Source organism: Leuconostoc carnosum (assembly GCF_014207505.1).
GTDB classification, from domain to species: Bacteria; Bacillota; Bacilli; order Lactobacillales; family Lactobacillaceae; genus Leuconostoc; species Leuconostoc carnosum.
In genome coordinates this window covers 33608-59550 of record NZ_JACHGL010000003.1, presented here as the reverse complement: position 1 = coordinate 59550, position 25943 = coordinate 33608, and the positions used below count along the sequence as shown (strand labels likewise).

General features: G+C 37.9%; 26 protein-coding genes, 1 tRNA gene and 1 riboswitch. Of the genes, 11 read left to right on the top strand and 16 right to left on the bottom strand.

From position 1 onward, the window contains the following. Window positions 1-33: 33 nt before the first annotated feature. From HNQ98_RS03925 to HNQ98_RS03895, 7 genes are all read right to left on the bottom strand, one after another. Window positions 34-786, bottom strand: a complete 753-nt coding sequence (locus HNQ98_RS03925) for an NUDIX hydrolase (protein WP_014973871.1) — start codon at window positions 784-786, stop codon at window positions 34-36. Window positions 787-884: 98 nt separating this feature from the next. Continuing rightward, window positions 885-1844 (bottom strand): Dyp-type peroxidase, encoded by a 960-nt coding sequence (locus HNQ98_RS03920; protein WP_014973872.1) that lies wholly within the window; start codon window positions 1842-1844, stop codon window positions 885-887. A gap of 138 nt (window positions 1845-1982) precedes the next feature. Next, window positions 1983-2648 carry a thiaminase II gene (gene tenA / locus HNQ98_RS03915; protein WP_014973873.1) on the bottom strand — a complete coding sequence of 222 codons (666 nt, stop codon included), beginning with the start codon at window positions 2646-2648 and terminating at the stop codon, window positions 1983-1985. A gap of 11 nt (window positions 2649-2659) precedes the next feature. After that, a complete protein-coding gene (locus tag HNQ98_RS03910; RefSeq protein ID WP_014973874.1) occupies window positions 2660-3322 on the bottom strand; it encodes an energy-coupling factor transporter transmembrane component T family protein in 663 nt (220 codons plus the stop codon). After that, a complete protein-coding gene (locus tag HNQ98_RS03905) occupies window positions 3319-4728 on the bottom strand; it encodes an ABC transporter ATP-binding protein (RefSeq protein WP_014973875.1) in 1410 nt (469 codons plus the stop codon). The genes HNQ98_RS03910 and HNQ98_RS03905 overlap by 4 nt, the downstream gene beginning before the upstream one ends. Continuing rightward, window positions 4721-5302: an ECF transporter S component gene (locus HNQ98_RS03900; protein WP_184284953.1), complete on the bottom strand. Its 582-nt coding sequence runs from the start codon at window positions 5300-5302 to the stop codon at window positions 4721-4723. The genes HNQ98_RS03905 and HNQ98_RS03900 overlap by 8 nt, the downstream gene beginning before the upstream one ends. A 140-nt stretch (window positions 5303-5442) precedes the next feature. Further along, window positions 5443-5532, bottom strand: a riboswitch (TPP riboswitch). A 159-nt stretch (window positions 5533-5691) separates the two neighbouring features. Further along, window positions 5692-5763: transfer RNA gene (locus HNQ98_RS03895), tRNA-Gln, on the bottom strand. 111 nt (window positions 5764-5874) lie between these two features. Here HNQ98_RS03895 and HNQ98_RS03890 point away from each other — a divergent pair. From HNQ98_RS03890 to HNQ98_RS03880, 3 genes are all read left to right on the top strand, one after another. Then, window positions 5875-6393 carry a phosphatidylglycerophosphatase A family protein gene (locus HNQ98_RS03890; protein WP_014973877.1) on the top strand — a complete coding sequence of 173 codons (519 nt, stop codon included), beginning with the start codon at window positions 5875-5877 and terminating at the stop codon, window positions 6391-6393. A 130-nt stretch (window positions 6394-6523) separates the two neighbouring features. Beyond that, window positions 6524-7669 (top strand): N-acetylglucosamine-6-phosphate deacetylase, encoded by a 1146-nt coding sequence (gene nagA / locus HNQ98_RS03885; protein ID WP_014973878.1) that lies wholly within the window; start codon window positions 6524-6526, stop codon window positions 7667-7669. Next, complete coding sequence (locus tag HNQ98_RS03880) at window positions 7669-8379, top strand: GntR family transcriptional regulator (RefSeq protein ID WP_014973879.1); 711 nt, start codon at window positions 7669-7671, stop codon at window positions 8377-8379. The genes nagA and HNQ98_RS03880 overlap by 1 nt, the downstream gene beginning before the upstream one ends. Before the next feature lie 54 nt (window positions 8380-8433). On the opposite strand, the gene HNQ98_RS03875 is transcribed toward HNQ98_RS03880, so the two are convergent. From HNQ98_RS03875 to HNQ98_RS03850, 6 genes are all read right to left on the bottom strand, one after another. Then, complete coding sequence (locus HNQ98_RS03875) at window positions 8434-9129, bottom strand: methionine ABC transporter permease (RefSeq protein ID WP_014973880.1); 696 nt, start codon at window positions 9127-9129, stop codon at window positions 8434-8436. 2 nt (window positions 9130-9131) lie between these two features. Further along, the gene (locus HNQ98_RS03870) at window positions 9132-10211 is read right to left on the bottom strand and encodes a methionine ABC transporter ATP-binding protein (RefSeq protein ID WP_014973881.1); all 1080 of its coding nucleotides are present in this window, start codon (window positions 10209-10211) and stop codon (window positions 9132-9134) included. After that, window positions 10208-11539 (bottom strand): M20/M25/M40 family metallo-hydrolase, encoded by a 1332-nt coding sequence (locus HNQ98_RS03865; RefSeq protein ID WP_014973882.1) that lies wholly within the window; start codon window positions 11537-11539, stop codon window positions 10208-10210. The genes HNQ98_RS03870 and HNQ98_RS03865 overlap by 4 nt, the downstream gene beginning before the upstream one ends. An 86-nt stretch (window positions 11540-11625) precedes the next feature. Then, the gene (locus HNQ98_RS03860; RefSeq protein WP_014973883.1) at window positions 11626-12468 is read right to left on the bottom strand and encodes a MetQ/NlpA family ABC transporter substrate-binding protein; all 843 of its coding nucleotides are present in this window, start codon (window positions 12466-12468) and stop codon (window positions 11626-11628) included. Between the two features lie 42 nt (window positions 12469-12510). Beyond that, window positions 12511-13359 (bottom strand): MetQ/NlpA family ABC transporter substrate-binding protein, encoded by an 849-nt coding sequence (locus tag HNQ98_RS03855; RefSeq protein ID WP_014973884.1) that lies wholly within the window; start codon window positions 13357-13359, stop codon window positions 12511-12513. A 447-nt stretch (window positions 13360-13806) separates the two neighbouring features. Beyond that, complete coding sequence (locus HNQ98_RS03850; protein ID WP_019040237.1) at window positions 13807-14475, bottom strand: YoaK family protein; 669 nt, start codon at window positions 14473-14475, stop codon at window positions 13807-13809. Between the two features lie 445 nt (window positions 14476-14920). On the opposite strand from HNQ98_RS03850, the gene HNQ98_RS03845 reads away from it, so the two are divergent. Both HNQ98_RS03845 and HNQ98_RS03840 read left to right on the top strand, forming a co-directional pair. Then, on the top strand, window positions 14921-17611 hold the full coding sequence (locus HNQ98_RS03845; RefSeq protein WP_135198033.1) for a calcium-translocating P-type ATPase, PMCA-type: 2691 nt from the start codon (window positions 14921-14923) through the stop codon (window positions 17609-17611). Continuing rightward, the gene (locus HNQ98_RS03840; RefSeq protein ID WP_014973887.1) at window positions 17598-18041 is read left to right on the top strand and encodes a hypothetical protein; all 444 of its coding nucleotides are present in this window, start codon (window positions 17598-17600) and stop codon (window positions 18039-18041) included. The genes HNQ98_RS03845 and HNQ98_RS03840 overlap by 14 nt, the downstream gene beginning before the upstream one ends. A gap of 54 nt (window positions 18042-18095) precedes the next feature. Here the strand turns inward: HNQ98_RS03840 and HNQ98_RS03835 are convergent, their stop codons facing one another. Next, window positions 18096-18503 carry a Fur family transcriptional regulator gene (locus HNQ98_RS03835; protein WP_014973888.1) on the bottom strand — a complete coding sequence of 136 codons (408 nt, stop codon included), beginning with the start codon at window positions 18501-18503 and terminating at the stop codon, window positions 18096-18098. 117 nt (window positions 18504-18620) lie between these two features. Between HNQ98_RS03835 and HNQ98_RS03830 the strand changes: the two genes are divergently transcribed. From HNQ98_RS03830 to HNQ98_RS03815, 4 genes are read left to right on the top strand one after another with little or no spacing between them, the layout of a single operon-like run. Then, window positions 18621-19295: a VIT1/CCC1 transporter family protein gene (locus tag HNQ98_RS03830; RefSeq protein ID WP_014973889.1), complete on the top strand. Its 675-nt coding sequence runs from the start codon at window positions 18621-18623 to the stop codon at window positions 19293-19295. A 38-nt stretch (window positions 19296-19333) separates the two neighbouring features. After that, window positions 19334-20041, top strand: a complete 708-nt coding sequence (locus HNQ98_RS03825) for a VIT1/CCC1 transporter family protein (RefSeq protein WP_014973890.1) — start codon at window positions 19334-19336, stop codon at window positions 20039-20041. Window positions 20042-20086: 45 nt separating this feature from the next. Next, on the top strand, window positions 20087-20959 hold the full coding sequence (locus tag HNQ98_RS03820; RefSeq protein ID WP_014973891.1) for a YihY/virulence factor BrkB family protein: 873 nt from the start codon (window positions 20087-20089) through the stop codon (window positions 20957-20959). A 13-nt stretch (window positions 20960-20972) separates the two neighbouring features. Continuing rightward, window positions 20973-21566, top strand: a complete 594-nt coding sequence (locus HNQ98_RS03815) for a DUF1054 family protein (protein WP_014973892.1) — start codon at window positions 20973-20975, stop codon at window positions 21564-21566. Window positions 21567-21602: 36 nt separating this feature from the next. On the opposite strand, the gene HNQ98_RS03810 is transcribed toward HNQ98_RS03815, so the two are convergent. Continuing rightward, complete coding sequence (locus HNQ98_RS03810; protein WP_014973893.1) at window positions 21603-22424, bottom strand: hypothetical protein; 822 nt, start codon at window positions 22422-22424, stop codon at window positions 21603-21605. Between the two features lie 348 nt (window positions 22425-22772). On the opposite strand from HNQ98_RS03810, the gene metK reads away from it, so the two are divergent. Then, on the top strand, window positions 22773-23930 hold the full coding sequence (metK, locus tag HNQ98_RS03805; RefSeq protein ID WP_014973894.1) for a methionine adenosyltransferase: 1158 nt from the start codon (window positions 22773-22775) through the stop codon (window positions 23928-23930). Between the two features lie 32 nt (window positions 23931-23962). Beyond that, entirely contained in the window at window positions 23963-24901 is a 939-nt protein-coding gene (locus HNQ98_RS03800; RefSeq protein ID WP_014973895.1) for an ADP-ribosylglycohydrolase family protein, read from the top strand. A gap of 49 nt (window positions 24902-24950) precedes the next feature. On the opposite strand, the gene HNQ98_RS03795 is transcribed toward HNQ98_RS03800, so the two are convergent. Then, on the bottom strand, window positions 24951-25880 hold the full coding sequence (locus HNQ98_RS03795; protein WP_014973896.1) for a diacylglycerol/lipid kinase family protein: 930 nt from the start codon (window positions 25878-25880) through the stop codon (window positions 24951-24953). Between the last annotated feature and the right edge of the window lie 63 nt (window positions 25881-25943).

Below are 25943 nucleotides of genomic sequence, written 5' to 3'. Positions count from 1 at the left end.
TGGAGTTAAGAATAACATGCTATTAATTAAAAGTCAAATATACTTTAATTCATATAATTTTGCTGGCCGTCCCTTACCAACGACGGTAACATGCCCAGTTTCTGAAAAGAGATGATCATGTGTTTTTCGGAAATTTGAATTATCAATCGTTAATTCCGAAACACCGAGAAAATTAGCATAAATTTTACGTGCATTTTTGAGTGTGAAAGTAGGCCCTAGAATACGTAAAATTGAAGGTGCATAGTCTAGTTTATTACGGACACGTGTTATGGCTGTTCGTATGACTAGTTCATGGTCAAAAGCCAATTGTGGTTGTCGATTACCTGTGGTGCGATCCTGATAGAACAAATCTGACGGCATATCAGGTAATGTGACAACAAAATCAGGATGATTTAAAGTAAAAATGGTGTCCGTACTATTCATTGGTACCCAAGCCACATCTGTGGCACCAACACCGGCAGTCAAAGTAGGTAGATTGGGTAGAAAAGTCATATATGCAAGCGCAAGTTGTCTGTCAGTTGATGTCCGATTGACTGATGAAAAAGTAGCTAACTGTTCAGTATGATAATTGTCGAGTTGAATACCAATTTTGTCTGAGATTAATCGTAAAGCAGCGGTATCAGCATCCTCAGTAGCACGTAGAAAGGTTTCTGGTAAGCTCCAAAAATTTTTGAAGGGTTCATCTGCTTTTTTAGTCAGTAATAACACAACTTTTTCGGATGTAAAATCGTAACTCCAAATCACATTAGTGACGGTTACAATGGGGCGTGAAATAATTTCTGACATCTTGTAATATACCTCCTGAACTTATTATATCCTAGTTTATAGCTAAAAAAAGCTTAGGCATGATTAGTACAGTGCATAAGCTTTTGATTATTTGACCCTTAGTTGTTTAATTCACCATCAGCAATCGCAGCGAGGGTATCTCGAGAAGGAATAAAGAAGAGTTGACCGGACAAGATATCTGAAAAGCTCAACAAGAAATCTGATTGTGCTAACATGTTTTCAAGCATGCCTTTGGTAACCGACCAATAGCGGGAATAGCCCATAAAGTAGGTACCAGTTTTATCTGAAGCAGGCTCTGAAAAAGGCACATTCATCCGAATGATTTTTTGTTCCTCTCCATTCTTTTCAAATTTTGAAGCAACATTATGGGCGTTTTTAAATTTGTCTTTATCTTCTAGTTCAAGATCAGTAAATTTTTCTCGTCCAATTGCTTTTTCTTGTGCCTCAGTTTTTAAATGTTGCCAAAAATCCATATTATGTAACCATTTTTGCGCAAAAGCGTAAGACCCATTGATGAACGATTTATCTTCATCCCCGACAAGTGCATACTGTGCCGCATCTTCAACTGCTGGAGCTTCCGTACCATCTATAAAGCCAATAATGGCACGACCTTCAAAATAGCGAAAGCCTTTTGTTTCGTCGACTACGGTGGTAAAATCTTTCAAAAAACGCCTAAATTGTGTTTGTGCTTCATAAACAACAGCTTCGTTACTGGCACGAATATGGAAAAAGAGGTCACCTTCAGTCGCCGGCATGCTGTATTTGGGACCATTTAATGTTTTGTAAGTTTCTAATTCATTTGGTTTAGTTGCGTTGGGAAATAGATAATCCCATGCTGCATTACTAAAACCAAAGGCAACTTTTAATCCAGATTCAGTTGCTAAATGTGAATCACGAATTTTCAACGATCTAATGATAGCCTGTGAGCGATCAGCAAACGCCTGAATCGCTTTTTGTTCGGCTAATTGATTGGTTCTGTTTAACTTTAAAACAGTGAATTGTACATGTTCGCCAATATCACGCCAAACGTCCTGTGCTTTTGCTGAATCAATTGTCATTTTGTGTCCTCCATAACTGTTATCCTTCTTTCATAGTACACCAGAATGACTTCTTTATCAAGAATGATTCTAATTTAAATACAAGCACAACAAAAAAACCGTTACTAATATTTATTTAGTAACAGTTTTTTTGTTTAATTAAATGTTAAATTGCCATTTTTCTTGGACCCAAGCAGCTTCCCAGAAGCGCCATTCCATTTCCAAGCTTAACAAGAATGTTTGTGCAACATGTTCTTGTTGTTGTGGGGTTAGTTTAGCAACTTCGCGATCTAATGCTTCAAAGCGCCAAATAGTATAACTTTTACTATCATCATTTGGGGCATAGAGTTCAATCCATTCTTTTAGTGGATTTTGCTCATTGTTAGCACCAGCTGCGACCAATTCACGACCCATTACTTCATAACTCCAAGCGCAAGGTAACAATGCAGCTAATGTATCAGCGTAGGTACCTCGATAAGCAGATTCATACATATGATTCACATAAAGAAGTGTTTCAGGACCACGACGCCAATTTTCGACTTGGTGTCCAGTAATGCCTAACATCACCTCATGTGCCTTTGATTCATTACCAATAAATTGGGCAACATCAAGTAGTTTTGCAATATCTTCATGATTATCAGTTTGTGTGACTGCTAAGGCAGTAATCGTGAGATAATCTTTTAAATAATGTTCGTCTTGTTCGACATAATAATTTAACACATCATCAGGCACATTACCTTCAGCAATAGCTTTCAGAAAAGGATGTACCATAATGGCGTCCATTGTAGGTTGCGCGCGTGTTAGTAGGTCTTGTGAAAATGACATTAAAGTTCTCCTTAGTACCAGTTCGGGATTAAAAGTAGTTGAAAAGCAATCAAGATGATAATTAATATTAACCAATCGCGTTTGGCAATTGAGACAACTTGTAGATGCGTGCGCGGTGCACCTTCAGTGAAACCGTGACTAACCATACCTTCAGCTAGATTTTGTGACCAGCGAATTGCTGATAAAATCGCTTTAAAATACAATTGTGCTTGCCAAATGTGCAAAGTTTGACCACGCATTTGCGAAGCAACACGGATAGTTTTAATTTGTTGGTTAACTGCTGGCATAAAGTTAAGGACACCAACTAGCGCATAGACAAATGTGGCGCTTAACTTAGCTTTTTGTTCGAGCGTTGCTAAGAAGACATCACGTTCCTCAGTTAACTTGAGGGTAAATAGACCACCTAACCAAAGATAAGCAAACACACGTGTTAGCATAACCCAAGCCATATGTACATGGTCACCAGTACCAAAGTACATCAGTGAGAACCATGAACCAAAACCAGGTAGCAAAGGTAAGATGAATAACCATAGCCATTGTTTCCAGCTTAATTTCAAGAACAGATAAAGAAATGCACTCACACCAATGATAATCAGATTGATGGTGACACTTTTGATAAAAGTTAGCTCCAAGGCAATCACCATGACGATGGCGAATTTCATTAATGGATTCATACTTCACCTCCAACATAACTTAATTGTTCATTTTCAAAATGCAAATGAAAATCAAACCAATCTGTGACAGCTTGTAATTGGTGACTAATCACTAATACAGTTTGATGTTGACGGGTGGTAAAGTCGGCAATGATGTTTAACAAACATTGCTGTGAGTCATTATCTAATCCTGCCAATGGTTCGTCAAATAATAGGGTAGGTGTACCAACAATGAGCATCAATAAGACTTGCAGTTTCTTCTGTTGTCCACCAGATAGTTGATAGACAACATGTTGACGTAGGTCAACTAAATTGAGCTGTGTTAATATCTCTGTTATTGTTTCATCTGTCCAAATCTCAGGATGATTACTAAATTGTTGTGCCTGAATTAATTCTTCAGCCATTGTCATAGCAACAAATTGTTGTTCTGCATTTTGAAAAACTAAGGCAATATCACGGACATGTTGTGCAATTTTCCGCTTAGCAATATCTTGTTGATTGTAGGTAATTAAACCACTATATGGATATAGCTTAACTAAAGTGGAAAAAAGTGTCGATTTACCAACACCATTTGGGCCAGTAATTAAAATACGTTTTTCTTTTGGAATAGCCAACGATGTGTTGCGTAACAATTGACGGGTACCATTTTTTAAGGCAACTTTTTTGAGTTCAATGATGTGTTCCTGTTCATTCGGTAATGCAGTTTTAATTTGAGTTTGAATTGGTACTTCATGTAATATTTTGGTCCGCTCAGCCTCGTCTGCTTGATGGAGATGACCATGGTTCATGACGAAGACATCATCAATCATGTCAGTGTAACCACTCCAATCATGATCAGTTATTAGAATTGTTTTCCCTTGTTGTTGATAATGCTTAATGGCTTGAATGAGTTGTAAACGGGCAACAGGGTCAACATTGGCAAACGGTTCATCTAAAAGCAAATACTCACTGTCCATTGCCAAAGCAGCGGCTAGGGCAATTTTTTGTTTTTCACCACCAGATAATGTTGACAAGTCATGATGCGTGAAATCAGTCATACCAACGGTTTCTAATACTTTTTCAATGCGATCTGTCATGTCTGTTGGCGTGACTTGTAAATTTTCTAAACTAAAGCGTAATTCTTCAAATGGTGTTTGCATCACAAATTGACGGGTAGGATTTTGAAATAAATAGCCAAGACGTGCGACACGTTGAAAAGGAACAATATCATTGATATCATAGCCATCAAGAGTCAGTTTACCATCTAAAGTACCTCCACTAAAGGTCGGATAAAGACCAGAAAGAAGTTTTAACAAGGTCGATTTACCACTACCACTAGGACCAACTAATAGATTAAAACTGTTAGGTTTTAATTTGAGGGAGACGTGAGAAAGCACCTTACCAGTAGGATAAGAAAAGTGAACGTCTTCAACAATTAAATTAGTCACGACGTAGGACACCAGCTTTCTCAATCAATTTTTGAATAGCAACAACAAGGACACCACCAAAGAAAAGAAGAGAAATAAAGCGTGTGATGAATAGTGCAACGAGTAGACCAAAGCTATATGATGTGTAACCATCTCTAAATAGTGACCAGACAAAAGTCACGATAGTTCCTGTTACAGCTGAAGCGAAAATCGCTTGCCAGCGCCAATTCTTGTAGCCTAAAATGGCAAATCCTGCTTCACTACCAACACCTTGTACTAATCCTGAGAGTAGTGTTGCCACACCCCATTGACCGCCAAGTAACATTTCAACTGCTGCAGCAAAAACTTCGCCAAGCACACCAGCACCGGCTTGTTTGATTAAGATACTGGCTAATGGTGCGGCCATCATCCAACCACCCAGCAAAAGGTTATTTGCAAAAGGTTCTAGGCCCATAGGGGTAAGGGCCGCTGAAAGGATATTATAAACTGGACCAAGGACCCAGAAAATAAAACCGATAAATACGGCAACGAACGCTAGTAACAAGACATCGCGTAATGCCCAGCGTGTTGATTTTGACTTTAAAATAGTTTGCATAATTAATATGCCTCCAGAATTTTTTTGTAGCTTTTATCACGTTTCTGGTCCAAATAGAATTGAGTCACAGTTTTTGCTTATGAATTAGTGGAAACAAAAAACTCTCGAGTCATTAATGAGCCGAGAGTTTGCTTATCTTTCTACTAAAAAAGCAATTCTCCCTTCGCTGGTGCTAGCCAGATCAGGTTCAATGGGTATCTCTCAGCCAAAGGGCACCCCAGATTGTTGAATATTAAACTACATACTAAATTTAACATAATTGTGTGCTTTACGCAAACAAAATCGAGAATAACTAACATGAGAATATTAAACGAATATTTAAAAAATAACAGGTGATTATTTGATAAAAATTAGCTACAAAAAAAGCGATCAATCAGATCGCTAAGTTATTGCCCCTGCTGGATTCGAACCAGCGCGTAGTGGCACCAGAAGCCACCGCCTTACCGCTTGGCCAAGGGGCAATTACTCTAACTATTTTACATACTTTTACTTTGTATTGCAAGTACAATTTTTATCTTTGTCAGAAAATGTTTTTTCGTTTATACTATTAAAAAAGCCTAAGGGGGAACACCATGCAGTACGCAACATACGAGAATACCGTTGAAAAACTCAAAAAACATGACATTACCTTACATGATATTGCGGTCATCGCCTATGATAGTGAAGCTTCTTATGTACCTAATCTGACAATAGTCCAAGTTGAAGAGGCACTTGTTAGCATATTGCATAAGCGGGTTGTTCAGCATCAAATATGGGTTGCTTTAGAATTAGATCGTCTAGCTGAAGCACACTTATTGGAATCACCTTTGCAAGATTTAATCGATAACGATGATGCTTTGTTTGGGGTTGATGAAACACTTGGTACAGCTATTGCTATGTCGTTTGACACGATTGGCGTCACTAATTATGGTTACATTGATAAAATAAAAGTCGGATTGGTTGGCGAACTAGACCGTAAAGGGAAGACAACATCTGCTGTGACAACCTTTGCTGATGACATTGTTGGCGCTTTAGCGGCTGCAGCTGCTTCTAAGGTGGCGCATAAATATGCGACCAATATTGTGGCTTCTGATAAACACTTGGCGAAATAATATTTCGCTTTTTTTATTTTAAATATATTTATTTGCAAAATCGGTCTATACCAATTATAATAAAGTTAATAAATCAGGAGGAATGTGTCGTGGATGCGTATCATTTGTAGCCATTGGCATACGTGAAATAATGGCAAAATTACTCAAAAATATTAATCTTTATACGGGTTACAAGCATATGCCGGATGCATTTATGCGGTTTACAGATAGTATTCAAGAAGTTGGTTATATGGTCGACTTTGTGGCACAAAATGATGATGAAATCGTCAAAGAGGGAACCGGTAAGTTAATTGTGCCAGGTTTTATTGACGTTCATAAGCATGGTGGCTATGGGTTAGATACAATGGATGGTGATGCTGATGCGCTCGATGAAATGGTCAATAAAATGGTCACAGAAGGTATTACATCACTATTTCCAACGACTATGACACAATCACCGCAACGTATTGAACGTGCCTTATCAACTATTAATCAAGTAGCAAAAACAAATCCAGTTATTCAGGGGATTCATCTTGAAGGTCCATTTATTAATAAAACATTTATGGGTGCGCAACCTGAAGCATACATTATCAATCCAGACACCGCACTATTAAAAAAGTGGTACGAATTATCAGGTGAACGTATTCGTTTGGTTACTTATGCCCCTGAAAATGGTGGATTACCTGATTTTGAAACATTCATGTTGGCACACCAAATTGTGCCTTCGATTGGTCATTCTAATGCCACACGTGACCAATTACGCCATTCACGCGCCACGCACATGACACATTTGTATAATGCGCAACGCCCGCTACACCATCGAGAACCAGGTGTGACGGGGCATGGTATGATTGAAGAATCAATTACTGGTGAACTAATTGCGGATGGTTTCCATGTCGTACCAGAAATGTTAGAAATTGCCTTTAGATTAAAGGGTGCGCACAGATTAGATTTAGTGACAGATTCAATGCGTGCTGAAGGACTGGGAAACGGTATTTCTGAATTGGGTGGACAAAAAGTTACGGTTAAAGATAAGCAGGCGCGCTTGGATAATGGTCATTTAGCCGGATCAGTTTTGTCATACGATGATGCCTTTAGTAATATTCAGAAATTTACATCTGCAAGTATTCAAGATGCAGTACAAATGAGTTCAGTTAATCAGGCACAGGAATTTGGTTTAACTCAGAAAGGCCATCTGGCAGCTGGGAAAGATGCTGATTTTAATATTTTTGACGAGGAAAGGATGCACTTAGTGGCAACATATTCATATGGTCGCCGCTTTGCACGAGAAAGTTAATGGGAAAACCAATAATACCACGCTATATTCAAATTCATAATCAAATCAAGTCGCGTGTTGAGGCGGGTGAATGGCGAGCACAGGAGCGTTTACCAGCTGAGCGTGAGTTAGCAGATGAGTTTGATGTATCACGTATGACCTTACGTCAAGCTATTCAAACATTGGTTGATGAGGGTCTGTTAGAACGAAAAATAGGGTCTGGTACCTACGTGGCTGAACAAAAAGTATCCGAGCGTGTGCTGGGTATCACAAGTTTTACTGAGTTAATGGCAAGCACAGGGCGTGTGGCCAAGACAAAGACGGTAAGCTACAAAATTACGTCACCATCAGCATCAGAAATGATGCATCTGAAACTCTTTGAAAATGATGAAGTTTTAGTGATGGAACGGTTGCGAATGGGCGATGATGAACCAATTTTGTTAGAGCGAACGACATTACCAGTTAAATTAATTGAAGATTTTTCAAAAAATGAATTGACTGAATCGCTCTATGCGACGCTTGAAGGAGCAAACATTGTTCCAGGTCGGGCAACACAAACAATTTCTGCTGGTTTAGCTAACGAACGTTTATCTGAACTTTTGCAAATTAAACGCGGGGATGCCATTTTGACTGTCCGTCAAGTGTCATTTGCCGAAAATACTGAGTTACCGTTTGAATATGTGCGTTCGTACTATGTTGGCGAACGTTTTGAATTTACGTTGACACGATAAAATAGATGACAAAAAACGATGGTGTGATTAACCATCGTTTTTTGTCATCTATGATTATTTGTGACTGAACTTTTTGGCTAGGATGTCACCAACAACTTGTACAATTAATACAAATACCAAAACAAGTAGCGTTGCTAACCAAGTGGTATCATTCGCATATCGTTGGTAACCATAAGATAAGGCCATAGTACCAAGACCACCAGCACCAATGGCACCTGCCATGGCTGTTAAACCAATCAAACTAATCAGAGTAACAGTTGACACACGGATAATTTCAGAACGGCCTTCACGCAAATAGACACCGAAGACAATGTCCCAAAAGGATGAACCAATGGCTTGAGCAGCCTCGACAATACCACTATCAACTTCTGCCAAAGCCACTTGGATTTGACGAGCATAGAATGGGAAGACACCTAATGATAACGGTACGAGGGCTGCAGTGCTACCAATTTGTGTACCAACAATTAGTTTTGTTAGAGGGGCAATGGCGGCTAGTAAAATAATAAAAGGGACCGCACGGAACGTAGAAACAACTTTATCAAGAATCCAAAAAACTGTTCGATTCGGAGAAATACCGTTAGATGATGTAATAATCAGACCCATACCAAAAATTAGTCCCAATATACCACCAAAAAGTGCTGATCCAAAAGTCATATAAAATGTTTGGCCGATGGCAGTTAGCCAACCAGTATCACCAGTCCAGCCTTGGTAAACAACATTTGGAAATGTATCTGCAAACCATTTACTCATAATTATTTGCCTCCTTTAATAACTTCAATGACAACATGATGGTCGGCCAACGTTGCGATGGCTGACTTAACTTGCTCAGCAGTACCAGCTAGAATGATTAATAATGAGCCTACAGGTGTGTCCTGTAAAATTTCAATATTACCGTACAAAATGTTAGCTGTTACTTGGAAATCTCGGAATAAACCAGTAATTAAAGGCTCATCGGTTGTGTCACCGACATAAGATAATCGTACAAACAATTCATTGGGCTTCAAATTTGTGACCAATGGTTGTGCACTAATCGTTGCGATGGCTTTATCAATATTTGTGGCAGTTTCAATAAATTCTTTGGTTAGTTGTTCATTAGGTTGTGCGAAAATATCAAGCAATGAGCCGCGTTCAATAATCTCACCATCTTGCATGACGGCAACTTTATTGGCGATTTCTTTAACAGCTTGCATTTCGTGTGTAATCAAAACAATTGTTAATCCAAATTCTTTATTCAATTTTTTAAGCAAGGCTAAAATTTGATTAGTTGTTTTTGGATCTAAAGCAGATGTTGCTTCATCGGAAATTAAAATTTCAGGGTCATTTGCTAAAGCACGTGCAATAGCAACACGCTGCTTTTGTCCACCAGAAAGTTGTGAAGGATATTGTTCGGCACGATCTGATAAATCAACAAGTGCTAGTAAATCACGGACTTTTTCAGCTTTTTCTTTTGCTGGTAATTCACTGTTTTGTAGTGCAAAAGCGACGTTTTCTGTGACAGTACGTTCATTGAGCAAATTAAAATGCTGGAAAATCATGCCAATTTTACGACGACGATTACGTAAGTCGTTATTGGTAATGCGTGTTTTTTTAGCACCTTCACTATCAGCTTGGAAAAAAGTTTCATCATTGACAATAACAGAACCACTGGTTGGTTCTTGTAAGAGGTTAATGACACGAACAAGGGTTGATTTACCAGCACCTGAATAGCCCACAATACCGTAAACATCACCACGTTCGACGTGTACTGAGACATTTTTAACGGCTTCAATGGTGCGTTTCTTTTGATGGAAAGTCACATTAATATTATCAAGTGCAATAATGGGATTACTCATAATTCATAACTCCTAATCAGTTCTTTAATCACGTCTATATGTTGATTATAGTCAGTTAGACGAATATTTTCATTTGGGGCATGGTCTAAGGCATGGCTATAGCCAATACCTAAACTAGCGATAGGGGCTTGTAGGGCCTCATGGATATAAAACATAGGACCAGTTCCGGGAGAAGTTGGTATCACTATTGGTTGGGCTTTGTAATAATGGGCAGTGATATCAATAACACGTAAAATTTCAGAATCAGACATGTCACTACGATAACCAGGTTGCCCCAGCGTCTTGGTTACTACTATATCTGACAAACCTTGTTCTTGCAAATGATCTTTGATTCGCTGTAAAGTAACATCTGGATCCATATTAGGCACCAGACGAGCTTCGGCTTTAGCCGTGGCTGTAGCTGGTAAAACAGTTTTAACGCCAGCACTATTATAACCCGACTGAATACCTTCAATGTTGATTGTTGGTTTGAAATAAAGGGTTTCTTTTAAATCATCACCGTTACGATCAGTGTATAGTGGGACTTTAATACCATGTTGCGTAATTAGTGAGTCGCGTGTTAGTGGTAACGCTGCAACGAGTTGTTTCTCTCTCGCGTTTGGTATGGCAATGTCATCATAGAAGTGAGGAACAGCGATGTTACCATGATGATCAAATAAGGACGCAATAGCTTGTGATAAACGCAGTGATGCTGAATCAACAATAGCAGATAACGACGAATGTAAATCATTATTTGCTGTTTTAGCGGTCATGTCAAAGGTAACAATGCCTTTATTACCGCCGAAAATCTCAATTTCCTCATTCACATTTTTACCGCCTGACTCCCAAATAACCAAGTCAGCACTTAAATGATGATGATGTTTAGCCAGGTAGTCGTCTAGATGGCGTGATGAAGTTTCTTCAGATCCTTCGACAATAAAGGTAATGTTTATCGGTAATTGATTATTATGTTCAGTTAAATATTCCGCAATAGCTGACAACCTTGCCGTTAAATTACCTTTATCATCATCAACACCCCGGCCATACAACTTACCATTTTTTTCTGTTAGGGTCCAAGCATCTGTTGCCCACAAATCTAGTGGTTCAGCAGGTTGTACATCATAATGATTATAAATCACAAGCTGCTTAGCATTTGGTACCTTGCTCTGGAAAGTTGCTAGGACGAATGGTGCAAAATAAGTATCGTCATAGATGACATCAGCACCTAATCCACGAAAAGCATCGGCTATGAGATGTGCTGCTTCGGGTAAATAGGCTTCTTTCGCAGAGACACTTGGTATAGCAATCAATTCACGTAATAATTCAATATACTGTTTTCGTATTTCCATGGCTGACTTCCTTTTTAAAAATAATAATTGTTGCAGTATGTACATGACAGATTATACTATCATGTGTTGATATAAAAATTAGAAACTTACTTTTTATAGTCCCATACAGTAATTTGTGATGAACCATAAAGTTTTTTAACAAGATCTTTTGTTTCTTTTGTCTGGAAAGCTTTTACAACATCTTTATAAATGGCTTTATCTTTGTCTTTCTTATTGGCGGCAATAAAGTTGAAGTACTTTTCCGTGTCTTTATTCAGGCCTTCAATATAAATGGCTGAATCAAGGTCTAACTTAGCAGATTTAGCAAAGTTTGTATTGATAACTGCCGCACCGACTTTGGGATCCTTTAGTGATGAAGGTGTTTGTGAAGCGTCTACTGGTGTGACTTTTAAGTTTTTAGGATTAGAGGTGATATCTTTTGGTGTAGCTGTGTTGGTATCTTTAATTTTAAGTAAGCCTGCATCAGCTAAAAGATGAATGCCACGATCTTCGTTGGTAGTATCATTGGCAACTGTAATTTGATCACCGGATTTAATTTCTGATATCTTTTTATGCTGGTTTGAATAAATACGTAATGGGGTAGTCCAAGTATCACCAATTGATACAATATCTGTTTTGTATTGTTTGTTCCAGTTTTCTAAGAATGGGTAGTTTTGGAAAGCGTTTAAATCAATATCGCCATCTGCTAGTGCCTTGTTAGGTTGCAAATAATCTGTGAATTTTTTCGTTTTTAGTGTAATGCCATACTTATCTTTAGCTGTTTTAGTAACAGAATCCCAGATTTCATCTTCGCTTTTACTACCAGACATCACACCAACTGTAACAGTTTTATTATCTGCTGACTTTGATGTACCAAAACTCACATAAGCAACAGCGGCGACCACAACGACTGCAACACCAGCAATAATCCAATTTGTTCTTTTACTCATAAATTTTCTCCTTTTTTACATATAAATATGTCATTTAGTAACTTACTTACTAAAATCAGTATCCCAAGCAGCTAACTCAACACCCTTGTATTCTTTTTGGATGGTATCTTTAGTTGCTTTTGTTTGATAGGCTTTGACGACATTTTTCAATATAGCTTTATCTTTATCTTTTTTGTTAGCAGCAATGATATTGACCCATTGATGTGAATCTTTGTTAATTGGTTCGACATAGATGGCTTTCTTATAGTCTAAGCCAGCTGTATCAGCGTATGTACCATTAACAACAGCACCTTCTACATCTGATAATGAGCGTGCTGTTTGGTCAGCAGCTAGTTCTTTAATTTTCAGTTGCTTAGGGTTTTTAGTAATATCTTTGGCGGTAGCTGTCTGTAAGCCAGACTTTAAATCAATTAATCCTGCTGCCTTTAAGACATACAATGAACGACTTTCGTTTGAAGTGTCATTCGGTACTGCAATTGTGTCACCTTTTTTGTATTCTGACAATTTTTTGTGGGTATTTGAATACAAACGAATGGGTGAGATAACTGTGTCACCGATAGCAACAATGTCGTCACCAGTGGATTTGTTTGATGCATTTAAGAAAGAGTAATGTTGAAAAGCGTTCAAATCAATATCACCATCAGCTAGTGCTTTGTTTGGTTGAGTATAATCTGAAAATTCCTTGAACTTCAAGGTGATACCATACTTATCTTTGGCTGTATTAGCAACAGTTTTCCAAATTTCGGCATCTTGTTTTGAACCTGACATAATGCCTACTTTAACAACTTTATCATCTGATTTGGATGAATTGCGACCTAAAGTAGCATATGCAATGCCACCAATGACGATAACAGCAATACCGCCGATAAGCCATTTACTTGTTTTACTCATTACTATAATCTCCTATACATGTGTCTGTTGTTTAGATTTTAGAAATACGATTAAACAGTAACCAATGCTTTGGTGAGGGACGTGTCATAATTAATAGAAAACAAAAAAACCGCCCTGTATTTAACATACAGAAGCGGCTAAAAAGCGCGTTACCATTCTGAGTTTTAGCCTGTTATTACTAACGAGCTGCTCACTAACCATCGGGTGTCGGGATATGATCCTAACCGAATGGTGTGCCCAGTAACGAGGGCCAAACCGTTGTCAGCTAAATGGTAAACCAATTCGCTAACACCAATCACAGGTCATTTTCGCAGTTGCACGCACACTAATTTTCATCGACCATTAGTTTTCTAAGCTTTGTTTAACTACTACTTTTCTGTTCAACTTGTTTATTTCTAAAATCGTTATCTTTAATCATACTAATCAGCACGTTATTTGTCAACACTTTTATTTTGAATGATCATGGATAATAAAGAAGATAGTAATCAGAACTACACTAGAAACCACCAAGGTTAGTTCTTTAAAGTAGTTTGTTAGAAAAGCGGATATCAGTGCGCCAAATAAAAAAGCGAGGATAATTAATGAAAATAAGCCAGCATTTTGGCGTGCTTTGGGTTCTCTAGTATAGAAAAAAGTAACCAAATTAGCACCAACACTACGTAAATTACCAGTTGACATCACGCTAGTGAATGGGAGACCTTGAACTTTTGGAAAGGCGTCTAATTGAATAGCTAAGAAAAAAGATAATAATGTAATAAAAGCAGTTCCAGATAGGTGGCTACTTAATAATACCACAATAATAATGCCTATTGATTCGACCAGCAGGCTATGTTGTTGTGTGGATAACAGTCCAGGTTTAAAGTTGTGTTTCAAAACACTGTTAAAAGCCGCACCTAATAGAAAGAATACAATCGGTATGATAAAATCCAAAGCATCGAGAAATTGTCCTCTAGCTAAAAAAATGCCAGCTTGAATAATATTACCGGTCTGCAAGCTAGCGAAACGGTCGGCGTGGTATTGAAAGGTATAAGCATCGACAAATCCTGCATTAGTAGCTAGTAATAAAGCTATAGGTAGTCGCTCGTGAATGGGGTGTACAGTACAAATTTCTGACATATTAAAGCACGTAAGCACTTAGTATATGACAATGGTATTAGTCATGAATAGTGCGGTTCCTTCCAAAATTTTTTTACTTTTTTATTTTACGCTAATTCGAGTCTATTTTGGTAATTATAATTAACGATAGCCATTTTGGGGTTTGGTACTCGTATTTTTTATGTAAAAAATCATCTATATTACTGCTTGCGCGGGTGCAAGTGCTTTGGTACAATGAAGTTATGATAATTCCTGAGGGAGTAACTGGCGGTTTTTTCCGCGATAATACCGTCAAAGCAAGTAAGGCTAAAGGCCTTACTTATATCGAACGACAGTTCCGGTACTATCTTAAATAGTGAGACTCATGTAAATGGCTGGTGCGTAATCGTTTCAGCCCATTTATGTGAGCTTTTTTATTTGAAGTGAGACACAGGAGTAAAGCCGCAACAGGCGTAGGAGGAATTTTATGGCAGACAAGCCATTATACAATCAAGATAATGCGACAGTATTGTCAGATTTACAGACAGAGGCACAGTCTGGATTAACAAGTTCGGAAGCAGCAAATCGTTTAGAAAAGAATGGGCCTAACCAACTAAACGAAGCAAAATCAACTTCATTGTTTGAAAAATTTATCAATCAATTTAAAGATTTTATGATTATTATTTTATTGGTTGCTGCTTTAGTAGCGGCATTTACCGGTGAATTAGTTGATGCTGTTTTTATTTTAGCTATTGTTATTATTAATGCCGTATTTGGTGTTTTTCAAGAAGCTAAGGCTGAAAATGCTATTAATGCGCTGAAGGAAATGTCAACACCAAATGCTAACGTTGTTCGTGATGGCAAAGACATGTCGGTAAAGTCAACAGAGTTAGTTGCTGGTGACATTGTAAGCTTGGAGGCTGGAGATATTGTTCCAGCTGACCTACGTTTTATTAAAACAGTTTCCTTACAAATTGAAGAAGCTTCCTTAACTGGTGAATCCGTTCCGGTAGATAAGGTATCTGACGTGTTGTCCGATACAGATTTACCATTAGGTGATCGGACTAATCTTGGTTTCATGAATACAAACGTGACTTATGGTCGTGGTATTGGTGTGGTAACAGGCACTGGTATGCACACAGAAATTGGTCATATCGCTGGTATGCTTGAAAAAGCCGATGATACAAAGACACCACTACAAGAAGATTTGATGAAATTAGGTCGTGTCCTTACTTATTTGATCTTAGGTATTGCCGCTGTGACATTTGTTGTCGGTATTCTTCGTGGTAAAGAGACAATTATTGATATGTTGTTAACATCAATATCTCTTGCTGTTGCCGCTATTCCTGAAGGTTTGCCAGCTATTGTGACAATCACATTGGCACTTGGTACAACACGCATGGCTGCCCGTAATGCGTTAATTCGTAAGTTGCCAGCTGTTGAGACACTTGGTTCAACTGAAATTATTGGTTCAGATAAGACAGGTACATTGACACAGAATAAGATGACTGTGGAAAAACTTGTTGTTAATGCTGAAGTATCTGATGCGGCTACAACCGAAGAGTTAACAGGGACGTATGCCCGGTTGGCTGATATACTAGCTTTAAATAATGACACTAAACGTACAGATAATGGTTATGTTGGTGATCCAACAGAAACTGCTCTAATTGCGTTTAATGAAAACCATAAACGTGATATTGATAAGTTATTTACTGATATGCCACGTTTATCAGAAATTCCCTTTGATTCAGAGCGTAAACTAATGTCAACAGTGCACCCTGCACCAGAAGGCTATATCATTACGGTTAAAGGTGCGCCAGATGAATTATTGAAGCGTGCAACGCAAATTGAAATGAATGGTGAAGTTGTCACATTGTCAGAAGATATTCGAGCTAAATTGTTGTCAATTAACTCGGATTTAGCAACGCAGGCTTTACGTGTGTTGGGATTTGCTTATAAGCTAAGTGATAAAGTACCTATTCCTGATGACATGACATCTGAACTTGTTGAAAATAACTTGATTTTTACTGGTTTCGTTGGCATGATTGACCCAGAACGTCCAGAAGTGGCACAAGCTGTCGCTGAAGCTAAGGCAGCCGGTATTCGTCCGATGATGATTACAGGAGATCACCGTGACACAGCCGCAGCAATTGCAATGCGTTTAGGTATTTTGGATGAAGCAGACAAAGAGACAGCTGTTATATCTGGTTCTGATTTAGACAACATGACAGACGAAGAGTTTGCTGCAAATGTGCACAAGTATAATGTTTATGCACGTGTTGCACCAGAACACAAAGTTAAGATTGTTAATGCTTGGAAAAACAAAGGCAAGGTTGTGGCGATGACTGGTGATGGTGTGAATGATGCGCCTGCACTAAAAGCAGCTGATATTGGTATTGCTATGGGAATCACTGGAACCGAAGTGTCTAAGGGTGCTTCTGATATGGTGCTAGCAGATGATAACTTTGCTACCATTGTTCACGCTGTTGAAGAAGGACGTAAGGTTTTTGCTAACATCCAAAAAGCGTTGCAATACTTGCTAGCATCTAACTTGGCTGAAGTCATTTCTATCTTTGTTATGACATTATTAGGCTGGAACATTTTAGCACCAATCATGATTTTGTGGATTAATTTGGTGACTGATACTTTGCCAGCTATTGCATTAGGTATTGAGCCAGCTGAAAAAGATGTTATGTCCCACCAACCACGTGGTCGTACTGCTAGTTTCTTATCTGGTGGTGTTGGGCCTGCAATTATGTGGCAAGGTGTATTGCAAGCGGTTATCGTTTTGTCAGTTTACGGTTTTGCTTTGGCCTATCCCGTACACGCGGGTGATCATTTGGCGCACCAAGATGCGTTGACAATGTCATTTATGACACTTGGTTTGATGCAAATGTTTAATGCCATTAACGTTAAATCAGTTTATGGCTCAATGCTTGGTCCGCAAGCATTTAAAAATAAGAGTTTCAACTGGGCGTTGTTGGGATCATTGTTAGTGATGTCTGCGGTTGTGGTCATTCCTGCGTTGAACCCGCTCTTTCACGTATCTCATTTGGATACCTACCAATGGGCAATTGTATTATTTGCAGGTATTAGTATCATTTTGATTGTTGAATTGGTAAAATTGATACAACGTACAATTTTCAAAAAAGGACATAAGAATATTGCCAAAATTTAATCCAAAACAAGCACAAGCTTACATGAAAACTTTGCAGGTTGTGTTAACAAATACAGAAGAAACAGCCACACATGTGGAACCATTTTTTACAAAATTGGATGATGCTAAAACAGCAGATAAGATTTCAGAAATACCTGCTGCTGAATTTGCAGAAATCAAAGCAGAATTTGAAGATGCAGTAGAAAATTATCGTCACAATGCTGAGCAGTTAAACCAAGCTGTCGCGCCTGTTCGGTTATTGGGAACGCACAAATCACTGGCTGCTGCTTACACATACTACGCTGATGCAACAGAATTAATGGCAGATGCTGTTATTGTATCTGAACAAAAGATTGATGATGCCAAGTATGAAAAATCTGAAGAAGAACAAGGTCTATACCTTGGGAAAATTCAAACAGCAGTGTCAAAAATAATGAATTCACACATGTGAACACGAAAATAAGCTATAAATAAAAGAGCAACTAGATTTAATCTGGTTGCTCTTTTATTTTGCATCTTCTGGGTTAACACCATAAACTTCTATATGAAAGCCTGTAATATTTAGCCCACTAACTTCACGGGCTGCTTTAAAAAGCGGCTCAACATCAAAATTATCAGCATCAATAATTTCTTTAGTCACATTATTAATAATGTGATAATGTGGTTCACCATAGAAATCATAATGCCTTTTTTCATCTTGATGTGTATCAATCACAATGACGATACCATCATCGACAAATTTATCAAGGGTATTATAAATCGTGGCTAAACTAATATCCGTTAAATCAGCATGAATCATCTCTGCTGTTGGATGCGTTTTGTGTGTCATTAAATATTTTAAAATTGATAAACGCTGGAAAGTGATTTTAAAACCGTGACTTTGCAGTATTTCGCGAGCATTTTTATCATCCATGGCACACCTCCTAATGTTTAATATTATACCATGTAATCTAGAATATTTCTAATTAACTTGATTTATGACTTAAAGTTTGGTATAAATAAGACTAGAATAATTCTAAAGGGGGAGAAGATGGACAAGCAAAGTTTAATGCAACGAAACAATATTATTCGTGCAGCGGTTATGGGGGCTAATGATGGTATTTTGTCTGTTTCTGGTATTGTTTTAGGTGTAGCGGGTGCCACAAGTCATACTGATACAATTTTGTTAGCAGGTTTTGCAGGTATGTTGGCTGGTACGGTTTCAATGGCGATGGGTGAGTATGTTTCTGTCAGTTCGCAACATGATGCGCAAGAACGTGTACGTCGAGAACAAATGGCTGCGCTGGCAAATGATTATGATAGTGAATTTACTTTTGTGAAAGAAAAATATGAAACGGCGGGTATCTCAACGCATTTAGCGCAACAAGCCACACAAGAAATGATGGCACAAGATCCATTAGTTACGACTGTACGAGAGCGTTATAATTTTACGTTGGATCATGAATTAAGTGCCAAGGGTGCAGCATTTGCTTCGTTAGTGAGTTTTCCAGTGGGATCTATTTTACCAATGGTCGCCATCTCTATGACACCCACCAGTTTGCGTGAAATTACTACTTTCTTAGCGGTTATTGTTGCTTTAACGTTGACAGGTTATGCATCTGCTGTATTAAATGGTGCGAACAAAACGCGGGCGTCAGTTCGTAATGTCATTGCGGGTGTCTTTACAATGGCTATCACATTTGCGATAGGATCGTTGTTTAGATAAAGAGGGGGAATGAGTGTTGAACTCATTGTTAACAAAGAATGGATATAAAAATTAGACAAAATAATAAATCAAAAAAAGAACACATGACAATGGATGAAAAGCTAAATGCTGTTCGTGCCGGTGTGTTAGGTTCAAATGATGGTATTTTAACAGTTGTCGGTGTGTTGTTTTCTGTTGCTGCAGCTACAACAAATAGTTTTGCAATTTTTATTGCTGGCTTAGCTGATTTATTAGCCTGTGCCTTATCAATGGCCTCTGGTGAATATGCATCAGTTAGTTCACAATCAGATAGTGAGAAAGTTGTTGTTGAACAAGAACGAGAGCTATTGAAAACAGACTTTGCCAGTGAACATAAAACAGTTGAAAATTTTTACGTTGATCGTGGTGTGACGCGTCATACAGCAGTACTTATTGCAGATGAACTACTATCAAAAAGTCCATTAGAAACAATGCTTAGCGTTAAATACGATATTACGTTAGGACATTATTTGAATCCTTGGTCTGCTGCTTGGGCATCATTATTTAGTGCGGCGCTCGGTGGTATATTTCCGTTAGCTGCGTTGATTTTGTCACCAGTGCGTTATCAATTCATAGCCACAATTGGCGCTACGGTTGTAGCAGTAGCTTTAACAGGCTTTTTAAGTGCTTCAATGTCAAATGGTTTAGTAAAACGAGCAATGCTACGCAATGTTATCATTGGTTTGGTAACAATTATGATCCACTATGGCGTTGGAAAAATATTTTAAACACAATTCCAACAATATTTAGTCAATATTTGGCATAATAGAGGTATGATTAATCAAGTAAAACAATATTGGCGGGTACTAGATACGCGTTTTAAACTGTCAACATTAGGTGAAATGTTCTCACGATCCCAAGTCGGATATGTGGGACCTACTTTTGCTTATTATGTGATTTTGACGGTTTTCCCAATTGTGATATCTGCAGGTATTATTATTTCAATTACTAATGTCAGCCAAACGAGCTTAATTACGGCAGTAGAAAATGTATTGCCAAGTAACATTGAAACGGTATTATTGCCAATTTTAAAATCAGTTTTGTCATCACAGAGCACATCGTTACTGTCGTTGTCTGTTTTGTTTACATTGTGGACCGTTTCGCGTGTGATTGCTGTTTTTAGAAAATCTTTTAATATGATTTCAGATGTTGATGAACGGATTAGTGATCTATTAACTCGGCTCTGGTCTTTTATTTGGTTATTGGTTATCATTGCCGTATTTGTTGCGTTAATGATTGGTAGTAATATTTTGACACTTGTTATTCAAGTTTTGCCAAATAACGATTTGACCCATTTTTTGCAACATCAATCACGATGGTTTATCTGGATTGGTATGTGGGTTGCGTTGGTGATGTTGAATTATTTTTTACCAACAAAGGCAGGGAGAGCACCAGTTCGCTTTGTTTTGGTTGGTAGCATAATTGAGCTGATCATGTTAAATTTACTGAATATTGGATTTACATGGTACGCCAAAATTGGTATTAGACAATACGATTTTTACCAATCAATGAGCTCAATTATCGTATTATTGATTTGGTTAAATCTTATTGCGACGATTTTAGTAGCAGGCTTCGTTTTGATTAAGTGGATAACACTTCTTCAACTTGATGATGAGACACGTTTGAGAATACCTAAAAAAAGTTGAGAGAGTAATTTAAATGTTTGAAGCGAGTGATTTTGAGATTTTTGATGAACAAACGTTAGCCGGACGCATGGCATTAATTCGCGATGTGATTGATCCAAAATTTGAGCAATTTGCTGAAATTGCTTTGCCTATTTTGAATCAGGATGGGCAAAGTTGGTTTGCTCATATTGCTAAGCATCTTCGTCGTACAACTTATGCTCCGGATAATACGTGGGTAGCTTTTGCACCAAATAAACGCGGCTATAAAATGATGCCGCATTTTGAATTAGGTATATGGGCAGATCATATATATTTATACTTAGCTGTTGAAGAGAACATGAAACCCAAGCAAACAGCGCCAATAGTTAGTAAATTAACAGCTGTTAGCCCAATGATTGCTAATTTACCAGAGCAATTTGTGATTAGTCAAGACCACATGGTGAATCAGAACGTGCCTTTATCGGCTTATGAAGCGACTGTATCGCGTTTTGAAAATGTGAAACACAGTGAGGTTTTAATTGGGATCAAAATTATGCGTGGTGATGCATACTTAGGGACATCAGCTGTTACAGAAAAGTTGATTTCAGCATTAAAAACCTTGCTGCCAATTTATGAAAAATTAAAATAAAAACAGTCATTGCTGGTACTCAAGCAATGACTGTTTTTACTTGTAGATAAGCAACATCGACAAGGCAAGTAGTAAAACATAGCCCATGTGTTGCCAATTACCAATTTTAGCTTTTACAAATTGTAAAACAAAGGCTAGCAGGCTAAATAGGATGATAAAGATAGTACTCAAGGCAACAGTGTGGCTAAATAAGGCTACCCAGAACAAACCTAATGTCAAAATACTGAGTTTACGACCATCAGGATTAGGCATCAAAATAGGTGTGAAATAGAAACCAAAACCTAAAAACATAGGTACGAGTTGCCATAAAAAGCGCTGTGTCAGAAAGCTGTTTTGTATGTAAAAGATGGCGACAGGAATAGTAAATGTTGCGAGTACACTAAGCAATAATAAGCCCATCCAGTTTTGTAAACCAAGCCATGACTGCTGAATGGCAATCAAGAAAATACTCAAAATGAGTAACAAAAAGAATATTTCTTGGCGTGTTTGAATCAGTGAACTAAAGGTAAATAAAATACTTAAACCAAAGAATAAGTAGCTAAGTAAACTACGAAAATTCTGAGTGAGCATTAATGTTACACCAATGGCTATGGTTAACGTATAGCCGAATAAGGGTAAGACTTGTGATGTAATTGAAGAGCCAAGTAAGGCCTTGGTGTGCAGTAAAGGTTGACGCCACCAAATGATATTTAAGCTAATGACGATAACAATGAGTGGTACCCATCGTCGCCAATCAAATAAACCAGCAGGCGTAAAACTTTCATAGCTACGTTTTGCTTGTGGATTTGATGTCAGACGGTGTGGCATTGGGCGACCGTCAGGTAATTGATATGATTTTTGTTGATAATTACTTTCCATAAGTAATATTGTACCTCATAAATAAATGAATGTTGCATTTTTTCTTTAGCTCTGCTATTCTTAAAGTACAATTTAAAAACAGCTATCAAGAGCAGGCGAGTGATACAGCACGATGACCCTGCACCAACCGGTTTTAAAGTGACCGACAAAGTGTTTATAAGAAGATAATAGCCATTAATGATTATGGCGTGTTTTATTCTGATAAGCCTCTGTTACACTTTAACCAAGGTGGTCCATCTGTATAGATAGTCGTCACGTTAGCGCGTACCGACTATTTGTTGGTTCGCGCTTTTAATTTGCGACAATCTAGCTTTTTTATTTTGAAATTTTAGGAGGATCATGTCAATCATGACAAAATTTTTTACTTCAGAATCAGTTTCAGCTGGGCATCCTGATAAGATAGCGGATCAAATAGCTGATGCTATTTTGGATGCTGTTTTAGAACAAGATCCACATGCGCGTTCAGCAGTAGAGGTGACTACTTCTACTGGCGATGTGTCAATATTTGGTGAATTATCAACAACAGCTTACGTTAATATTCGTCAAATCGCTACTAATACTATCCGTGAAATTGGTTATAATCAAGCTGATTTAGGTTTTATGGCGGATTCAGTTAACGTTTCAAATAGAATTGTTGAACAGTCAGGTGATATTGCTCAAGCTGTTGATAATGCTGATGATGACCCAGACCAGCTAGGCGCTGGTGATCAGGGAATGGTATTTGGTTATGCGACGAATGAGACGGATTCTTATATTCCGTTAACTTTGGCATTGTCACATCGTTTAATGCGTAAAATTCGTGATGTTCGTGAAGATGGCACATTAGCTTATTTGCGTCCTGATGCTAAGGGTGAAGTCAGTGTGGAACTTGATGATAACAACAAAGTTAAGCGTATTGCTGCTGTTGTTTTGTCAACACAACATGATGAAGAAGTAACCTTAGAGCAATTACGTGCTGATGTCCGTGAGTTTGTAATTGATAAAGTATTGCCACAAGACCTAGTTGACGAAAATACTATCTATTATATTAACCCTTCTGGTCGTTTTGTCTTAGGTGGTCCGCAAGCCGATTCTGGATTGACAGGTCGTAAAATTATTGTTGATACTTACGGTGGTGCAGCGCATCATGGTGGTGGTGCTTTTTCTGGTAAAGATGCAACTAAAGTTGATCGTTCAGCTGCTTATTTTGCACGTTATGTGGCAAAGAATTTAGTTGCTGCTGGTGTAGCTGATAAACTGGAATTACAGGTTGCCTATGCTATTGGGGTTGCTCAACCAGTTTCATTAAATGTTGATACTTTTGGTACAAGTAAAATAGATGAAAATAAAATCAACGATATTGTTGCTGAATTGTTTGATTTTCGTCCATTGGCCATTATTAATCAGTTAAACTTGCGTCGTCCAATTTATAAGCAAACAGCTGCCTTTGGGCACTTTGGTCGTACAGATATTGATTTACCTTGGGAAGCGTTAGATCAGGTAGATAAAATCAAAGCACTGTTTTAATTTTTGATTCGTGCAATATGTTAAAATAAGATATGGCTAAAAAGCAATCCACAATACAATTTTTACTTTTAGGTATGGCAATTGGTGAAAGTATGACACAACTTTCTAATAGCCAACAGACCATTTTACTCAATGATTCTAAGTCATTTCAGAGTGAATTGCATTGGGGCACGCAGACTAGTTTATCTTTAACAACTGTTGCCAGTTTAGCACGCGGGTATCAGTTAGTTGATGTGATGAATCATTTTCAAAATTGGTACAAGAAGAGACAATTCGCACCAGAAAAAACATTACAACGAATCGATGCCATTACAAAACGTGCGATTGATAATTATATCAAAAATCATGATGCACTCTCATCTGGTATTTTAGAAGATACGGCTGATAGTGAAAATATTTTAGCTAGAATGTTACCAGTTGCGCTCTACTTACACCATGAATATGGGGTATCGTTTATTAATGATGAAGTGGCCATGCTTACCTTGCACCGTATTGCCGGGTTAACACACAATGACGAGGGTGCGCTGGTAAGTGTTGGTATGTTGAGTCTGATTGTGAGTCAGATATTAGATGGACAAGAGTTACAAGATGCTGTGGAAAATGGATTGGCGTTTGGTTTCGAATATTATTCAAGACATAAAGTATTTGAATCAGAGCTCAAAGCATTTGAAAAGTTAAATTTACCAGATTTTGCTAATATTGAATTTGGCAGTGTAGGCCTTGATGGGCGTAGTTCAAGTGCACTAGAAGCAATTATCTGGGCTTTACTTAATAGTCATAATTATAAGCAGGCCATTCAGAATGCATTTTTTCATGGGCATGCTAACAATGTTGTGCCTGCGGTTGTAAGTGCAATTGCGGCTATTGTTTATCGTGATGAGTGGTTTATCGATACGAGTCAACATTTAACATCGCGCAAATTAATTATGAGTGTCATTAATCAAGCAGAAAGATTAGGCAGATTTAATTAGAGAATATAAAAACACCGTATGGTAGTGATTACACTGCCATACGGTGTTTTTATAGCCAGAAAGGGTATTCTTGATGATTAACTGTGAACTCATAGGTACCAATACCTAAATTTTCACCATCAATTTGACTGGGTTGAATATTGCGCACATGTATTTGTGCATTGGGTAATAATTTGATGTGATGAACAGTATGAAATTTAAGATGGCTACCATCTTTTTTGAGTGCAGCAAACATGCGCAAAAATTTAAAGAATGACATTTTTGCGGCAATAACAATATCCAATTGTGTTTCGTGTAAGTCTGCACCGGGCAAAATAGCAATGCCACCACCAAAGTACGGCTGATTAGTCAACGCGACCAAGAATGCGCTGGGTATCTGAATATATTGATCACCATTGATAATGGTCATTTGGAAAGCCTCTTGATGTGTAAAAGCTGATAGGATTGCCGGTAAATAACTCATACTACCTAAGCCAATAGCATTGAGATAATGTTTTAATTTACTGTTATTTGTAAGAGACACAACAGCAGCATCTAAGCCAATACCGAGACTATTGATAAAATACTTTGTTGTTTGTCGCGGAATATCACCATCAATCCGACCAATTGTCAAAATTTGAGATTGATGGACAGATTTTAAATGGTGTAAAGCTTCAGAGGCTGAACCGATGTGGGCACCACGAGCAAAATCATTGCCAGAACCAGTTGGAATATAGGCGAGAGGAATCGCCACTGCACGAGAGGCTTGTAGTAAGCCATTTAGCGTCTCATGTAAAGAACCGTCACCACCAATTACTAGAATGACTGCTTTATTGTCCTGAAGGGTCTTCGCAAAGTGCTTCGCCAATTGTACGGCATGTCCACGATACTTTGTATCATGCCAAGCAACAATATTTGGCATTTTTTTGACATCATTTATAATATTTGATTGTTCCCCGCCACCTGCACAAGGATTGTTAATCACGTAAAAGTTAGGCATATTCTGCTATTTCTTTCAATAAAAATTAGTTTCATTGTAACAAAAAAGCCCGTTAAGGGCTAT

Bases quoted from the DNA above. Each gene is read 5' to 3' on its own strand.
- HNQ98_RS03800 (WP_014973895.1), top strand. From the start codon at position 23,963: ATGGCTAAAAAGCAATCCACAATACAATTTTTACTTTTAGGTATGGCA.
- HNQ98_RS03825 (WP_014973890.1), top strand. From the start codon at position 19,334: ATGGATATAAAAATTAGACAAAATAATAAATCAAAAAAAGAACACATG.
- HNQ98_RS03860 (WP_014973883.1), bottom strand. From the start codon at position 12,468: ATGAGTAAAAGAACAAATTGGATTATTGCTGGTGTTGCAGTCGTTGTG.
- HNQ98_RS03815 (WP_014973892.1), top strand. From the start codon at position 20,973: ATGTTTGAAGCGAGTGATTTTGAGATTTTTGATGAACAAACGTTAGCC.
- HNQ98_RS03880 (WP_014973879.1), top strand. From the start codon at position 7,669: ATGGGAAAACCAATAATACCACGCTATATTCAAATTCATAATCAAATC.
- nagA (WP_014973878.1), top strand. From the start codon at position 6,524: ATGGCAAAATTACTCAAAAATATTAATCTTTATACGGGTTACAAGCAT.
- HNQ98_RS03910 (WP_014973874.1), bottom strand. From the start codon at position 3,322: ATGAATCCATTAATGAAATTCGCCATCGTCATGGTGATTGCCTTGGAG.
- HNQ98_RS03835 (WP_014973888.1), bottom strand. From the start codon at position 18,503: ATGGATGATAAAAATGCTCGCGAAATACTGCAAAGTCACGGTTTTAAA.
- HNQ98_RS03925 (WP_014973871.1), bottom strand. From the start codon at position 786: ATGTCAGAAATTATTTCACGCCCCATTGTAACCGTCACTAATGTGATT.
- metK (WP_014973894.1), top strand. From the start codon at position 22,773: ATGACAAAATTTTTTACTTCAGAATCAGTTTCAGCTGGGCATCCTGAT.
- HNQ98_RS03870 (WP_014973881.1), bottom strand. From the start codon at position 10,211: ATGAGTAATCCCATTATTGCACTTGATAATATTAATGTGACTTTCCAT.
- HNQ98_RS03830 (WP_014973889.1), top strand. From the start codon at position 18,621: ATGGACAAGCAAAGTTTAATGCAACGAAACAATATTATTCGTGCAGCG.
- HNQ98_RS03855 (WP_014973884.1), bottom strand. From the start codon at position 13,359: ATGAGTAAAACAAGTAAATGGCTTATCGGCGGTATTGCTGTTATCGTC.
- HNQ98_RS03845 (WP_135198033.1), top strand. From the start codon at position 14,921: ATGGCAGACAAGCCATTATACAATCAAGATAATGCGACAGTATTGTCA.
- tenA (WP_014973873.1), bottom strand. From the start codon at position 2,648: ATGTCATTTTCACAAGACCTACTAACACGCGCGCAACCTACAATGGAC.
- HNQ98_RS03850 (WP_019040237.1), bottom strand. From the start codon at position 14,475: ATGTCAGAAATTTGTACTGTACACCCCATTCACGAGCGACTACCTATA.
- HNQ98_RS03795 (WP_014973896.1), bottom strand. From the start codon at position 25,880: ATGCCTAACTTTTACGTGATTAACAATCCTTGTGCAGGTGGCGGGGAA.
- HNQ98_RS03820 (WP_014973891.1), top strand. From the start codon at position 20,087: ATGATTAATCAAGTAAAACAATATTGGCGGGTACTAGATACGCGTTTT.
- HNQ98_RS03810 (WP_014973893.1), bottom strand. From the start codon at position 22,424: ATGGAAAGTAATTATCAACAAAAATCATATCAATTACCTGACGGTCGC.
- HNQ98_RS03900 (WP_184284953.1), bottom strand. From the start codon at position 5,302: ATGCAAACTATTTTAAAGTCAAAATCAACACGCTGGGCATTACGCGAT.
- HNQ98_RS03875 (WP_014973880.1), bottom strand. From the start codon at position 9,129: ATGAGTAAATGGTTTGCAGATACATTTCCAAATGTTGTTTACCAAGGC.
- HNQ98_RS03920 (WP_014973872.1), bottom strand. From the start codon at position 1,844: ATGACAATTGATTCAGCAAAAGCACAGGACGTTTGGCGTGATATTGGC.
- HNQ98_RS03890 (WP_014973877.1), top strand. From the start codon at position 5,875: ATGCAGTACGCAACATACGAGAATACCGTTGAAAAACTCAAAAAACAT.
- HNQ98_RS03865 (WP_014973882.1), bottom strand. From the start codon at position 11,539: ATGGAAATACGAAAACAGTATATTGAATTATTACGTGAATTGATTGCT.